The following is a 13,830-nucleotide window of genomic DNA, read 5'->3' on the forward strand; positions in this document are numbered from 1 at the left end:
TGTTTGCCTCGATTAAGTCAAGAAGTTTTTTTTAAAAAACCTTTCGGCCAGTGCCGATTTCAGCTTCAAAACTTCATTGCCTTTTTTAGGGGCGAGATATAATTTATCATATCCTCGCTGGGCGCGTCAATAGGTTTGTCCAAGGTATATTTTGGAAGTGTTCAGAACGCCGCAATCAGGCTCTGTATCGCAATTCCCGGCGCTCGCCTGCGCCTTCCTTATGAGCTTTGGTGATTTCCTGCGCCAAGGAACGGGCCACCAACTTGCGAAGTAATAACGGAAGCTCATCTCTCACATGTTCGAGCTCAGGGTTCTGTACTAACTCCTGAATACTCCATGCTTCCTTACGGCTGCCCAGAATCCTTAAGAGCAGTTCACAACAATCGGCCATCTTGCTGGCGAGTGTAAATTCGCAAGCCAACAGGACGAGCTGGATGCGTTGCTCCAACGTTTCTGAATTTTCCGTCAACTCGTCAAACAACTTATTGACGACCGAATTCAAAGGGCGAACCTGTTCCCACACGCTGCTTTCCGGCAAAATCCCCTGCTCGATCAATTCAAGGCGAGCATAATGCTTTAACGCCTGCAGCACGCAGTAGTACGCGTCCAGCAAGTCCTGCTCAGCCGTATACCGTTTGGCTTCCCCATAGACTTTGAGAAATTTGGCAAATTCCTTAAGCTTCCGCCGTTCCTTCATGGAATCACCAAATTTGTTGATATAGGAGCGGAAAGTCGTCAACTTCCCATCGATGTCCCAAATGATCTCGCCGTGCAGAAAATATTTCACCGAATCCCGCTGATCACCGGTCAATATGCCTAGTTCGATTTCGCGGGTGCCCACATGCAGCAGCTGATAAGCCGAGTTTCCGCTCATACCGTGCTCAATACGCTGTTCCTTCTCCTCCAAGCCATGGTGCACAACCATAATGAGATATTCGAAATCATGCAACAGCGAGTCGTGGAAGCCGGCTTGGTCCAGGTGATACCCAACCGCCCCAATGGCTCCATGTCCGGCTTTCTCCTCGTCTAAGATCGAAAAAATGGTTGTTTCCACGGATACCCTCCCAGCTTGGCGTATTCCTGCCAATTCGTTATAATATAGTTCTACGCCTAATCTAAGTTTCCTTCTTTGTTTTTGGAGCACTTGGAAAAAGTGGGGAAACGCTCCCCTTGCAGAGTTATAGAAACGAGGTGGCCCAATGTTCTTCAAATCAAGCAAAATCAATGAATTTCGTTTATGGGGCTTGTTGCTCACCATGCTTGGGATGGGCCTAATGGTACTGGGAACCGCCGGGATTGTATTCTGGGGCCCTGCCGGCAGAGCGATCGCTGCCATCGGACTAGCCATCGGCTTGGTCTCGATGCTCGCGAGCTTGGCCATTTATTTTTGGGCGGGCATGTTGTCCACGTCAGCAGTGCAGCTGGAATGCCCGGAATGTCACAAGCTGACCAAAATGCTAGGCAAAACAGATCGCTGCATGTTCTGTAAGACCATCCTCACCCTCGACCCGTCGCAGGCGACGATCACGGCCGAGGAATTGGAGCAACAGCAAACAACCGGAGCTTCAACCACCAGTTAAATGTCATTCTATCCTCATTGGATAAAAAGAAGCCAAGCGGACCGCTGCATCTAAAGCAGCGGTCCGCTTGGTTTTTTGCAGTCTATTTTACAATTTCCCGAAGGGTCTCCCAAGCTTCGTCGGAAGCAAACGCCCGTGTCCAGGTGGCGATGCCAGCCAGTTTCATCGATTTGGCCACTTCCACACGGCGTTTTAACGATTCAGCATCCTCCAGCCATATGCGGTGCAATCCTTCTTTGTCCTTATACTCCACGTAATTCTGTTCCGTTTCTTCAGAGAAGCGCGGTTTTAATTTCTTCTCGGCGATGATTTGCTGAACCTTGTCCATCCCAATAGCTTTAGAACTGACCTCCGTTTTGCCGTCCTTCACCGTTTCCGTCCATACCCGGGTATACAAAGGGATGCCCAGGATCAGCTTACTCGGCGGCACATCATCCTCTTCCAATATCCGTGTCACCGATGAGCGCACCCAAGGCAATGAGGCGACGGAGCCCGCCACCGGACTGGCCGCCCAATGCTCATCGTAAGCCATCAATACGAGGTAATCGACCACTTCAGCCAAGGCCCGGCGGTCCAAAAAGGCCGACCACATCTCACTATTAGATTTCGGGGTCACGTCAATCGAAACGATCAAGCCCTGCTCCTCAGCCAATGGGCGCAGCTCACGCATAAACTGGGTGAGATTCTCTCCGTCCTTGGTGTAGACATTTTCATAATCGATATTAATGCCGTCTAAATCATACAACTTCGCGTAATGCAGCATTTGCAGAATCGTCGTTAGCCGGTTCTCGAAGCTGGCCAACGCCTCGGAAGTGAGATCCGGATCAAAGCTGTTATTGAACAAGCCCCAAACCTGCATCCCCTGACCATGAGCCCATTTGACGTAGGCTGGGTCTGCTTTACTCTTCACGTTGCCCTTCCCGTCCACCATGGAAAACCAAGTAGGACTCACAACGTTGATGCCCGGCAGCTTACCGATGGAAGACGGCTTGGGTGCCACCTGATATACAGCTTCCCAGGTCATATTCACCGTTTTGGACTGCCATTTCTGTTTGGCGGCGGATAGCTCCAGCTTGAGTTCCGGGATGGCATGTTCCTCTCCTAATACAACGTCCTTTCTCTGAACATAGCCGGTATACCCGTTATTTAGCTGAACATAATACCATTTATCATCGGGGGCCTCCAGGATCCGCAGCGCAGTCTCCTCCGGCATATCCGCCAGAATCGGCTGATGAATGCTAGGGCCTGTTCGCAGCGGAACAGTGCTGTCCTTTTTGCTGGAACCGGAGTCTACCACAGCCGGCAAAATCTTCTCTCCCGCCCGATAGAGCAGAACAACGCCGGAAGCCGCATCCTCTTTCACCTCTGCCCCGTACAAGTCCTGAAGCAGATGGGCCGGAAGATAGAGGACGCCCTCCTTCTCCTCCGGAGCAAAGCGCAGCTCCTTCGGCTTATTATTGATTTTGGCGATCTTCTCGTCGGCCTTGAGCAGAACCAACTTCTGCGGCGTCGTTAAGATCACTGACTTCGTATCTTCCTCATAACGAATCGTCGGGTCGATAATCTGCTGAATCACCGGAAGCGGGAGCTTCAAGCTATCTCCCGATCCGATCCCGGTGCCACTTAGCAATTGTCCATCCGCAAAAATAGGCTTATCCACCCGGCCAAGCCATTCAGGATCCACATGCTCGCGGTTGGGCAGCCATTCCGATTGAGCCCAATAAAGCCCTGCTATAATAAGAATCAGGCCGAAAAACCATTTCGTTTTTCTCCTGCCTCGCTTCTTTTTCCTTTGATACACGTCTCTTCTACTCTTCAAGGACAACCCTCCGTATCGAAATCTCTGTCTACTAAATAATAAACTTATAAAGTGCGCCGAAAGTTACCTACAAAAAACAAAAACGTGAAGAATCCGCGAAGGTATTCCACACGTTTGATCTACATCTCACCAAATAAAACTGTCTTAGTGCTTCATACGGCACTCTTTACATACCCCATGCAATTCCAGCCGATGGCCGTGAATCTCAAAGCCGGTGGCTTCTTCGGCCTGGCGCTCGACTTCTTCCAAGCTAGGGTACATGAAATCCTCAATTTTTCCGCATTTCTCGCATATCACGTGATAATGATTGGACACGTCCGCATCAAAACGGCTCGAATTGTCCCCATATGTTAACTCCCGGACCATGCCGGCTTCAATCAACATTTTCAAATTATTGTATACCGTAGCTACGCTCATGTTCGGGAAGCGGGGCTCCAAGGACCGGTAAATCTCGTCCGCGGTCGGATGGCTCATCGATTCCATCAGATACGTAAGTATGGCGTGACGCTGCGGCGTAATGCGGACTCCATTGTTCTTCAGTTGGTCCAGGGCATGCTGTACGCGCGTTGTCATCTCGTCCACCGCCTTCTAAATGCTCATTCCTTATGGTTCATTATGCAAAAAAGTCCGTAAGATTATTGTACGGTTAGGTCAAAACTTTTGTCAACGCAGGATCAACGCCTGCAACTTGGCTTGTCGCCGGTGTTCAGCTTTTATTCACATACAGGTCACTGTTGCCATCGACCTTGAGCTTGAACTCACCGGTTCCGAGTGTACCATGAATTTCCTTGTGATCCACCACAAAAGGCAGTTCGGTAAAAATATCACCGTATCCGCTCGAACCCTCAAGCTTATAATTCCCTTCTTCCGGAAGCTCGACTCGCAACTCGCCAACCGCGCTGTAAACGTCCCAATCGCCGCCAACGATCCGGGAGGTAATGTCGATTTTGCCGTTAAGCGATTCGGCCTTCAGTCCCAGCGGAACGCCGTCGACCCGGATATTGCCGTTTTTCGTATGCAGTTGAATGTCATCCTGAGCTTCGGTTAATGTAATATCGCCTACCAGGGTGGACAAGGCGACCTTGCCCGTAATGCCCCGGCCTTTGATATTTCCGCCTTGCGTATCAATCTCGGCTTCACCAAAGATCCGATACAGCTCAACGTCCCCGTTTAACGTTTTGGCCGAAACATCCCCAATGACATTCCATAACCGTAAGTTCCCATTCCCTGTTTGCAACTTCACCTGCTTCATCGCTTGGACACCGGTTAATGTAATTTTCCCGTTGGAGGTGGAAATGTCCAAATCCAAGAATCGGTTTTGCGGAACAATCAGGGTTACGTTCACCTTCGGATGACGACGGCCAGTCTCGCCGTAAGCCTTATCCTTGACGGATAAATTCAACGTCTTGCCGATAGCGGCTTCGATAGACGTGACTGCCGCAATTTTGCGAGCGGGTTCATACTCCAGTTGATCGATCCATACCGTATAGCGGACGATGACATGGTCGATCTCCGCCTTACGCACCTCGATATCTCCATTCATTCCGTCAAAAACGATCCGTTCGGTATCCAAGTCGATGGGAAGATCCAACTGGGGTTTCTCCACACGATAACCTTCCTGTGCGCTATATTCCGCCCCTGCAGCCGTCAAATCGAGACTGACCCGGTTCCATAAGTGCATGTATTGATCTTGCTGCGTAATAGCAAATACCGAGAAGGCCATGAACATGGACAAGAACAGCCCCTTCACATCAACGCGCGGGCGAAATCTGACTTGCATGGCTCTCATTCGTTTCCAAACCAATATTATAATATGCTCGATTCCCCACAAAACGAACACGAATGGCCACCATCGGATCAACTGCAGCAACAGATCTCCATCCTTCATCGCATCGTGCAGCAAAATTCCCGCGGTTGTCAGCAGGACCACGGCGGCAGTAAAGCGTCCGGAACGCAGGAAGAGACGTTGCGATTCGCGCAGGATTAGCAGCAGCGCGGTCAACGCCAGCGCAGCAGAGACTAGATACGCTCCGGCGTATTGCACCAGCAGCTGGAGCCAATACGGCTTCATCTGAAGTACAATCAAAATGGCCCCGCCGCCGATCAGCAGCGCTCCCGCTCCGAGACCCTGCTTGAAGCTTCGGCCGGACGGTGTGTCCGTGGATGGGGTTTGACTCGCTTCGAGCTCTTTTTTCAGACGGGCATTATGGGCATCCGTAGATTGAAGGACATCATAAATACTAAAGAAGTAAGCCGCGGGAATTAACAAGCCAAGCCATAGGAGAAGCGGCACATTAATCGCCATGCGGACGGATGAGAAATAAATCAATGCGGAAGCATCGATCAAGACAAAATACATAAAGCAAAGGCCGCGTAAATAACTGCGCAAGTACAAATGTCCCATCCCCGGAAACAGGGCGGACAACAGACCGGCAATCAGCTTGCGCTTGCGCCGCCGGGGCTGATATCCTTTCGTCCGCCCTTGTATCGGCGGCTGTCCGATCGGCACCATATCCGGCGTCATTTCCCCCACCTCTTTTCTATCTCTGTTGGGCTTCATCCAGCGCGGATTTCCCGTTTCTTTAATCATAACCGATACTGACTAATTCTGTAACGTGGAAGGAACTGGTCTCCAATCAATCAAAAAGCACGCCCTCAAACCTCAGCCATCTGGTTTGAAAGCGTGCTTGAATCTCTTTACTGGTTCAGTCGATAGATCATCAATTCTACGCCTGCAGCAGATTGGACAGACCGCACCGGACGGAAGCCAAACTTGCGGTACAGCGCAACCGCAGGGGCGTTCTGCGGACTGGCCGTTACGGTAAACTCTTGCTTGTCCAGATGGTGAGTCAGGACGTAGTGCAACAGCTTGGCTCCAATTCCTTGCCGCAAATGGTTCGGTTGAACCATCAATCGAGTGATCTCTAAGGCCCCCGGCATCTCATCTCGAACGGCGATCGCCCCCAGCAGCTCCCCATCCTCCGATAGTTCACCAAAGAACACATCGCTGCTTGAGCGGATGGAATCAAACGTATCTGGCAACGGCGGCATCTCCGTTAGGCCAACCGCCTGTGCCTCCAGTCGGTAAGCCGAATGCTGCAAGCTCCAGAGTTGTTCCACAATATCGGTGTCACTCAATGAGAGTTGCTTGATCACCAGCTGGCCCTAGCCTTTCAGCACTTCGACCAGCAGCTTGTTGACCAGCCCCGGGTTGGCTTTCCCTTTACTTTGCTTCATGACTTGGCCGACAAGGAAGCCAATGGCCTTCTCCTTGCCTGCTTTGTAATCCTCCACGGAGGCCGGGTTGTTCGCAACGACTTCTTGAACGATCGCCATAATCGCCCCTTCGTCGCTGATTTGCACAAGCCCTTGCTCCTCAACGATCTGCTGCGGCAACTTGCCGCTTTGCAGCATTTCTTTAAATACCGTTTTGGCGATCTTGGAGCTGATCGTGCCTTTCTCCAGCAGGCCGATCATCTCACCTAGACCTTGTCCGGTCAGCTTCACGTCGGACAATTCCAGTGAATTGCTGTTCAGGTAGCCGAGCAGATCCCCCATGATCCAGTTCGACACCGCTTTGGCGTCCTTCGTATACTCAAGGCTGCTTTCGAACAAGTCCGCCAGCGCTTTGGAGGACGTAATGACGCCAGCATCGTACTCCGGCAAGCCGTACTCCGAAGTGTAACGAGCTTTCCGGGCATCCGGCAGCTCCGGAATCGACGCGCGAATCCGGTCTTTCCACTCCTGATCAATGTGAAGAGTAACCAGGTCGGGATCCGGGAAGTAGCGATAATCGTGGGCTTCTTCCTTGCCGCGCATCGAGAACGTTTTACCTTGGGTTTCGTCCCAGCGGCGCGTCTCCTGTTCAACCTCTCCGCCTTCGTCCAAAATCTCAGCCTGGCGAAGCTGTTCATACTCCAGCCCGCGAACCACGCCGCGGAACGAGTTCATGTTCTTGAGCTCGGCACGCGTGCCAAACTCCTTCTGACCCCACGGGCGCAAGCTGATGTTAGCGTCGCAGCGCATCGAGCCTTCCTCCATTTTCACGTCGGAAACCTCGCAGTACAGCATGATCGCCCGCAGCTTCTCCAGATACGCGCGCGCTTCCTCCGGCGAAGAAATGTCCGGCTCGGACACGATTTCCACAAGCGGCGTGCCTACACGGTTGAAGTCCACCAGCGAAGCGTACCCGCCGTCCACGTGCGTCAGCTTGCCAGCGTCCTCCTCCAGATGCAGACGGGTGATGCCGATCCGTTTCGTCTTCCCGTCCACCTCGATATCGATGTATCCGTTCTTGCCGATCGGTTGATCGTATTGGGAAATCTGATACGCTTTAGGCGAATCGGGGTAGAAATAGTTCTTTCGGTCAAACTTGCAGACATCGCCGATTTCACAATTCAGCGCCATTGCGGCCTTCATCGCGTAGTCGACGGCCTGGCGGTTCAGCACCGGCAATACGCCGGGATGCCCCAGGCACACCGGGCAGGTATGCGTATTAGGCGGGGCGCCGAACTCCGTGGAGCAGCCGCAGAAAATTTTCGATTTCGTATGCAGCTCCACGTGCACCTCCAACCCAATTACCGTTTCATATTTGGATGTTGACATGGCCTATCCTCCTGCAAAACTTTTGTTATGAACCTACAAGGCGGGACGTTGTTGATGATGATCCGTATTCGCTTCAAAGGCGTGAGCCACGCGCAATACCGTACTTTCGTCGAACGGCTTGCCGATAATTTGCAGTCCAACCGGCAGACCTTCGGCAAATCCACACGGCACGCTGATGGCGGGAACCCCGGCCAAGCTCACCGGAATCGTCAAAATATCGTTTAAATACATCGTGAGCGGATCGTCAACTTGCGAGCCCAGCGGGAACGCCGTCGTTGGAGCCGTTGGCCCAAGGATCACGTCATATTTGTCAAAGGTCTGATCGAAATCTTGTTTGATCAGCGTTCTGACCTTTTGCGCCTTCAAATAGTAGGCGTCATAATACCCCGAGCTCAGCGCATAGGTCCCCAGCATAATCCGGCGCTTCACTTCCGGTCCGAAGCCCTGGCTGCGCGAATCGTAGTACAAGTCGAGCAGGTTGCCGGCATTGTCGGCACGGACGCCGTAACGAACGCCGTCGAAACGCGACAGGTTCGACGAGGCCTCCGAGGACGCCAGCAGATAATAAGCAGCCACCGCGTATTCCGTATGCGGCAGCGATACTTCTTCCCATACCGCGCCAAGGCCTTCAAGCACGCGCAACGCATCCATAATGGCAGCCTTCACCTGCGGGTCAACGCCATCCAAATATTCCTTCGGTACAGCGATGCGCAGCCCGGAAATATCACCGGTGAGGGCGCTCAAATAATCCGGCACCTCCACATTCGCCGAGGTGGAGTCCTTCGGATCGTGACCGGCGATCGCCTGCAGAACATAGGCAGCGTCTTCGACGTTTTTCGTAATCGGCCCGATTTGATCGAGCGAAGAAGCAAATGCCACGAGGCCGTAGCGCGATACCCGGCCATAGGTCGGCTTCAGACCAACAACACCGCAATACGATGCGGGCTGACGGATGGAACCGCCAGTATCCGACCCCAGCGTAAAGAAAGCCTCACCTGCAGCGACGGCGGCTGCCGAACCCCCGCTGGAACCGCCGGGTACACGGCTTAAATCCCACGGGTTACGCACGGGATGGAAGCTGGAATTCTCATTGGAGCCGCCCATCGCGAACTCGTCCATATTCAGCTTGCCGATCGTGACCGCCTCTGCTTCCTTTAGCTTCGTAACTACAGTCGCGTCATAAATCGGATCATAATTTTTCAAAAATTGGCTGCCGCATGTCGTCAGCAACCCTTCGGTCACCATGTTATCTTTGATGCCCACAGGAAGTCCAAACAGCAGACCATGGGCTTCCCCCTGTGCCAACTTGGCGTCCAAACGGGCGGCCTCCGCACGAGCCCCCTCCTCGTTCAACGTCAAGTAGGCGCCGATCTTCCCGTCGTATTCGCGGATTCTGGCGAAAGCTTCGCCTACTAACTCGGTCACAGACAACTCCTTGTTGTGAAGCCGATTATGTATCTCCTGTAAACGCAAATCAAAAAGCGCCAATCTAAGCTTCCTCCTTTGTCATTCTCAAGTTCGTTCTAGTCGATGGGTTCATTTTTCAGCGGATCACCTATTCCAATACGGCCGGAACCTTAAACTGACCGTCTTCTTCCTCCGGTGCGTTGCGGAATACCTTCTCCGGCGGCAGGCTTTCCTTCACTTCGTCCTCCCGCATGACGTTACTGAGATGCAGCACATGCGTGGTCGGTGCGATATCGTCTGTATTCAGTTCGTTTAACTTCTCCGCGTATTGTAAAATCGCATTTAATTGTTCCGTAAACATATCCCGCTCTTCGTCGGTCAAGTGCAAACGGGCCAGTCTCGCCACGTGTTCAACGTCCTTCGTCTGGATACTCATGCTTAGATGCCTCCCTTTACTCATGCGTTCCCGCACTATTCGTACATTCTACCATGCTTGTACAATTGAATAAAATTATATTGTAGATTCCGGTTCAATTCAATCCGTTAAAGCGGAAAGGAGCTATAGGGCGGGATATCTCTCCCCGGACAAAAAAGAAAAAGAGCCGGCCTTAAGCCGACTCCTTTCTTATATCCATGCCCGCAGGTTCACTTGTTTAATGAACTCTGCTTGGGACATTACTTCCTTTGTTGGTTCCTGCTGCCCGTCTGCATCGCTGTCTTCGCCGTTCATGATATGCCGAAACAGCTTCTCATTGTGCGTAGCCAGCGCGTAATCGATCAAAGCTTCCTGTGTCGCGCGTTCCGCTGCTTGCTCGATCAGCCGACTTTCGGATTCTATATCGCTCTTAGGAACGAAATAATTCCGCCCCGTCTTCGGAGACCGGATGACGTAGTCAAAAGCATTGTCCGGATTGCGGTCGTAAGCAATAACGTAGCCATATTCCCCAACAGGAAGATTCTGCTCAAAAGCATCACCGACGATAACAATTTTCTCTCCCAAATGAAGCATCGTCTACCTCCCTGATTTATTTGGATGCATAATCATCAACTTGTATTGCTTTATATAATCCTACTAAAAGACACGGAGATTGGTCAAGTTCTACCCCGGAATCCCGGATATGAATAGCTTATGCAGATTCGCTTCCTGAAGTACATCTTGTTTCTGCCGATATTAGTTCAAGCCCAAAAAAGCATAAAAAAGAACGCAAACCGGGATCATTTCCGCAGCTTGCGTGCTTCGCAAAAGTTACAATGTTTTAATATGTACATCCTATCAAAAGGTTGCACTTTTGTCCACTATTTTTGTACTATTTCGTCGATTTTTTTCACAAACGCCATGAGTAGGGTTCATAGACTCTCTAGGAGACGTACGGATTATTCTGCCGTTCGTAGCCGATAGTCGTCTGGGGACCATGACCGGGATACACTTTGACTTCATCCTTCAGTTGGAACAGCTTCCCGCGAATCGAATTAAACAGGTCGGCTTCACGGCCTCCCGGTAAATCCGTGCGCCCTACACCAAGACGGAACAACACATCCCCTGAAAAAAGATCATCCCCGCACAGGAAGCTCACGCTGCCTGGGGAATGCCCCGGCGTATGAAATACGGTGAACTCATGCCCGATCAGGTGAAGCTTCTGCCCTTCGGCCAGATCGAATTCTGCCGGATCCGTGGAGATGGGCGGTCCGACCTCCGGCCACATCAAGGACCCATTCAGCTTCGGGGTCGTCAACCAATCGCTTTCCAGCGGATGCACATAGACCGGGCAATGCTTCTCCTTCCGAATCTGGTCCAAACCGCCGATATGGTCAAAATGAGCATGTGTAAGCAAAATCGCCTCGATCTCCAACCCTTCGATTCTGCGCAACAGCGGTCCCGGGTTTGAACCAGGATCGATAATGATCGCACGGTTCTCGTCTTCTCCCCGCAACAAATACGCATTCGTCTGCAAGGGGCCTAAGGAAAAACTCTCAATTTTCAGCATGATGTATCCCTCGGAATAAGCGTTACAACCAAGCTCACGGGCCGCTTCGCTCACTCCGCCTCCTCTCTTTAAGTTCATCACCAATTCACTAAGCCCATCCGTTTGGTATCTGGCTTCTTACGGATGTTATCGACTTAGGCATCGCCTTTTCTCCGGTTGTTGAACGATTTGACGACCAAGTACACGATTAACAGCGCCAAAGCCCCAAGCAAAATCGGCATGATATAGGGGCCTGCTTTCTCGTCGACATGCTGCCACTGTTCACCGAGCAGCATTCCCAAATATACGAACAGCACGGACCACGGAATGACCGCCAAGGTCGTCAGCAGCAGGAATTTGCCCACCGGCATTTTCGCAATCCCGGCAGGAACGGAAATGGCATGCCGAGCCACCGGGATAAACCGCGCCGTAAAGATAACCCCGGGACCGTATTTCTGAAACCAGGCTTCAGACGCGTCGATATGCTTCTTCTGAATCAAAATATACTTCCCATACTTCTCCAAAATCGGCCTGCCGCCATATCGCCCAATCCAGTAAATGAACAATTGAGCAATGACACCGCCTACTGTGCCAAAGAAGACGGCGCCGATGAAATTAATATGTCCGAGATGCACGAGATAACCGCCGTAGGCCAGCACAATTTCGCTGGGGATGATCTCGATCATGAGCCCCAGCATAATCCCCATATACCCTAATTGTTGTATCCAATCCAATAATACGCCCACTAAATTTGATATCCAATCCACAGCTTCGTCCTCTTTCCAGTTAACTTCTGTCCTGAAGCCAGCAATAAACTGCCTCCAATCTCAGTCTATTCTATCATAGCCATGGACATGCGTTCTACTTCAGCTCGCCGCACCGGTGACTTCGGGAAATCCGCCCGCATATGCTGGAGCAAAAGGAGGCGACTTCTGCCATGGCAAACTTCCCGGCGAAACATCAAACTTCCCTCCCGAATCCCCGCAAAATCCGCCGCAGCTGCAGCAAAGAGCTGTACCGGACGATCAAGCGGCTTGGCGTATATATTCCGGAGGACCGAGTCAAGGAAGGCGAAGCATTATATTACAAAAAAGTGATTGGCAACCTGCTGTGGATCGGTGAAAACATCAGTAACCGCAAGCTGCTGGCGGATTGGTGGGATGAAGCCGTCAGCGCTGAGCTGGCAGAGCTGTGGGAGGTCGATCGCGAAGCGTTGTCCTCTGCTTTTCGCGCCGCGTTTGGCGGATAGCAAGCTCACCGTCTGACACGCCTGACTGCAAGAAGCGAGATTTACTTCTTGGCAGCATCGCTTGTGTAAAAGTGAGCCCTCTGTTGCAGCTCCCGCCCGAGCGACATGGCTTCCTCCGTTAAGCGGAAGGCGCGGTCGTTACGCAGCGAAGGATTGGCGGCGATGCCCTCTGCCAAACGCAGGAAGCTCAGGTACAAGTCGGTCCCGACCGACGCCACCGCTTCAGCCTGTTGCAGTCCCCCGCTCGCCTGCAAGCGTTGCGCCAGCTCCCATAACTCTCGCAGTGCTGCCGTCTGCTTGACCCGGTCGTACCGGTCCAGCTCGATGCCTCGCCGCAGCGCTTCAGCAGCGGCGGGCTGATCGGCTTGGGCCAGCGCTTGGCCCAACGCGAACCACAGCTCGGCGCGCTCCGGCTCGTAGCGGAGGCCCGCCTGCAGCAGCGAGGCGGCCTCCTGTGGTTCGGAGCGTTCCGCGAGCGCTAACCGTACCGTCGTGCGGTACGGGGCAAGGGCCAGCGAACGCCGAAGCAGCTCCGCCGCCTCCCGGTGCGCCTCGGGCGGTTGGGCTAAGGCTTGGCGTTGCAGCCGCTGGCTCTCCGCTTCGCGGAGACCGGACACGCCCAGCAGAAGTAAGGCAGCGGCGATGAGGCCGCTGCACACGATGCGCAGCGGGCGTGGTGAGAGCAGGCCGCGAGCGCGGAAGAAAGCTCCGCGGACAAGTCCGGGGCGGGGCAAGACAGGGAGACGAAGCCGACCCAGCGAGCCGGCTTCGGCGATTCCCATGGTCGCCGTCCAGAGCAGCAACAGCCAGACGAGACCGTAGCTGAAGTCAAAGTCGATGGCGCTATGCAGCAGCAGCACCAGATAAGGTGGGAGCAGCGCGCTGCGTGCCCGCAGCAGGGGGATGGACATCCCCCCCAGCCACAGCAATATGCAGGCGAGGCCAAGCAAGCCCAGGTCCAGCGCCAGGTCCAGGTAGCCGCTGTGCACCTCGCTACCGACGTACGGCAGGCTCTGCACACGGCGGAACGCGTGGCGCCAGACATCTCCGCCTTGGCCGAGCCATGGCGACCGCCGAAGCAGTTCGGCGGCGTCGGCGTACATCACCGCGCGGGCGGACGCTGTTTCCGGGCGGAGTCCCCGCCCGAGGAAGCCGGCGGACGCCGGCAGCGCGGCCAGCGGCGCCGCGAGCAGCAGCGCGGCTGCG

The 13,830-nt window shown here is 53.2% G+C and carries 14 protein-coding genes; 2 read left to right on the top strand and 12 right to left on the bottom strand.

Going from position 1 to position 13,830, the window contains the following annotated elements; translation table 11 throughout:
• Positions 1-175 precede the first annotated feature (175 nt).
• Positions 176-1,054: a nucleotidyltransferase-like protein gene (locus tag PBA01S_RS21310; protein ID WP_028539782.1), complete on the bottom strand. Its 879-nt coding sequence runs from the start codon at positions 1,052-1,054 to the stop codon at positions 176-178.
• A gap of 145 nt (positions 1,055-1,199) precedes the next feature.
• Here PBA01S_RS21310 and PBA01S_RS21315 point away from each other — a divergent pair, with 145 nt between their 5' ends.
• Positions 1,200-1,580 (top strand): DUF2614 family zinc ribbon-containing protein, encoded by a 381-nt coding sequence (locus tag PBA01S_RS21315; RefSeq protein ID WP_009227109.1) that lies wholly within the window; start codon positions 1,200-1,202, stop codon positions 1,578-1,580.
• An 82-nt stretch (positions 1,581-1,662) separates the two neighbouring features.
• Here PBA01S_RS21315 and PBA01S_RS21320 read toward each other — a convergent pair whose 3' ends face one another.
• The 10 genes from PBA01S_RS21320 to uptA form a co-directional block, all read right to left on the bottom strand.
• Entirely contained in the window at positions 1,663-3,399 is a 1,737-nt protein-coding gene (locus PBA01S_RS21320; RefSeq protein WP_255315410.1) for a glycosyl hydrolase family 18 protein, read from the bottom strand.
• A gap of 144 nt (positions 3,400-3,543) precedes the next feature.
• Complete coding sequence (locus PBA01S_RS21325; protein ID WP_016310872.1) at positions 3,544-3,972, bottom strand: Fur family transcriptional regulator; 429 nt, start codon at positions 3,970-3,972, stop codon at positions 3,544-3,546.
• Between the two features lie 133 nt (positions 3,973-4,105).
• Positions 4,106-5,923 carry a DUF4097 family beta strand repeat-containing protein gene (locus tag PBA01S_RS21330; RefSeq protein ID WP_127576688.1) on the bottom strand — a complete coding sequence of 606 codons (1,818 nt, stop codon included), beginning with the start codon at positions 5,921-5,923 and terminating at the stop codon, positions 4,106-4,108.
• Positions 5,924-6,096: 173 nt separating this feature from the next.
• Positions 6,097-6,519, bottom strand: a complete 423-nt coding sequence (locus tag PBA01S_RS21335; protein ID WP_371859559.1) for a GNAT family N-acetyltransferase — start codon at positions 6,517-6,519, stop codon at positions 6,097-6,099.
• A 45-nt stretch (positions 6,520-6,564) separates the two neighbouring features.
• Complete coding sequence (gatB, locus tag PBA01S_RS21340; protein WP_016310869.1) at positions 6,565-8,004, bottom strand: Asp-tRNA(Asn)/Glu-tRNA(Gln) amidotransferase subunit GatB; 1,440 nt, start codon at positions 8,002-8,004, stop codon at positions 6,565-6,567.
• A 33-nt stretch (positions 8,005-8,037) separates the two neighbouring features.
• Positions 8,038-9,492, bottom strand: a complete 1,455-nt coding sequence (gene gatA, locus PBA01S_RS21345) for an Asp-tRNA(Asn)/Glu-tRNA(Gln) amidotransferase subunit GatA (RefSeq protein ID WP_016310868.1) — start codon at positions 9,490-9,492, stop codon at positions 8,038-8,040.
• Between the two features lie 67 nt (positions 9,493-9,559).
• Positions 9,560-9,847, bottom strand: a complete 288-nt coding sequence (gatC, locus tag PBA01S_RS21350; RefSeq protein ID WP_009227102.1) for an Asp-tRNA(Asn)/Glu-tRNA(Gln) amidotransferase subunit GatC — start codon at positions 9,845-9,847, stop codon at positions 9,560-9,562.
• A 189-nt stretch (positions 9,848-10,036) separates the two neighbouring features.
• The gene (locus PBA01S_RS21355) at positions 10,037-10,420 is read right to left on the bottom strand and encodes a hypothetical protein (protein WP_016310867.1); all 384 of its coding nucleotides are present in this window, start codon (positions 10,418-10,420) and stop codon (positions 10,037-10,039) included.
• Positions 10,421-10,769: 349 nt separating this feature from the next.
• Entirely contained in the window at positions 10,770-11,399 is a 630-nt protein-coding gene (locus PBA01S_RS21360; protein ID WP_127576690.1) for an MBL fold metallo-hydrolase, read from the bottom strand.
• 131 nt (positions 11,400-11,530) lie between these two features.
• Positions 11,531-12,142 carry an undecaprenyl phosphate transporter UptA gene (uptA, locus tag PBA01S_RS21365; RefSeq protein WP_016310865.1) on the bottom strand — a complete coding sequence of 204 codons (612 nt, stop codon included), beginning with the start codon at positions 12,140-12,142 and terminating at the stop codon, positions 11,531-11,533.
• A gap of 170 nt (positions 12,143-12,312) precedes the next feature.
• On the opposite strand from uptA, the gene PBA01S_RS21370 reads away from it, so the two are divergent.
• On the top strand, positions 12,313-12,624 hold the full coding sequence (locus tag PBA01S_RS21370) for a hypothetical protein (RefSeq protein WP_016310864.1): 312 nt from the start codon (positions 12,313-12,315) through the stop codon (positions 12,622-12,624).
• 41 nt (positions 12,625-12,665) lie between these two features.
• On the opposite strand, the gene PBA01S_RS21375 is transcribed toward PBA01S_RS21370, so the two are convergent.
• The coding region (locus tag PBA01S_RS21375) for an O-antigen ligase family protein (RefSeq protein WP_174844509.1) at positions 12,666-13,830 on the bottom strand (1,165 nt) is incomplete at its 5' end.

The sequence above is a fragment of the Paenibacillus barengoltzii NBRC 101215 genome (assembly GCF_004000745.1).
GTDB lineage: Bacteria > Bacillota > Bacilli > Paenibacillales > Paenibacillaceae > Fontibacillus > Fontibacillus barengoltzii.

Excerpts from the sequence above, each read along its gene's own strand:
- PBA01S_RS21325 (WP_016310872.1), bottom strand. The coding sequence starts at position 3,972 with ATGACAACGCGCGTACAGCATGCCCTGGACCAACTGAAGAACAATGGA.
- PBA01S_RS21315 (WP_009227109.1), top strand. The coding sequence starts at position 1,200 with ATGTTCTTCAAATCAAGCAAAATCAATGAATTTCGTTTATGGGGCTTG.
- PBA01S_RS21355 (WP_016310867.1), bottom strand. The coding sequence starts at position 10,420 with ATGCTTCATTTGGGAGAGAAAATTGTTATCGTCGGTGATGCTTTTGAG.
- PBA01S_RS21370 (WP_016310864.1), top strand. The coding sequence starts at position 12,313 with ATGGCAAACTTCCCGGCGAAACATCAAACTTCCCTCCCGAATCCCCGC.
- gatB (WP_016310869.1), bottom strand. The coding sequence starts at position 8,004 with ATGTCAACATCCAAATATGAAACGGTAATTGGGTTGGAGGTGCACGTG.
- gatC (WP_009227102.1), bottom strand. The coding sequence starts at position 9,847 with ATGAGTATCCAGACGAAGGACGTTGAACACGTGGCGAGACTGGCCCGT.
- PBA01S_RS21330 (WP_127576688.1), bottom strand. The coding sequence starts at position 5,923 with ATGACGCCGGATATGGTGCCGATCGGACAGCCGCCGATACAAGGGCGG.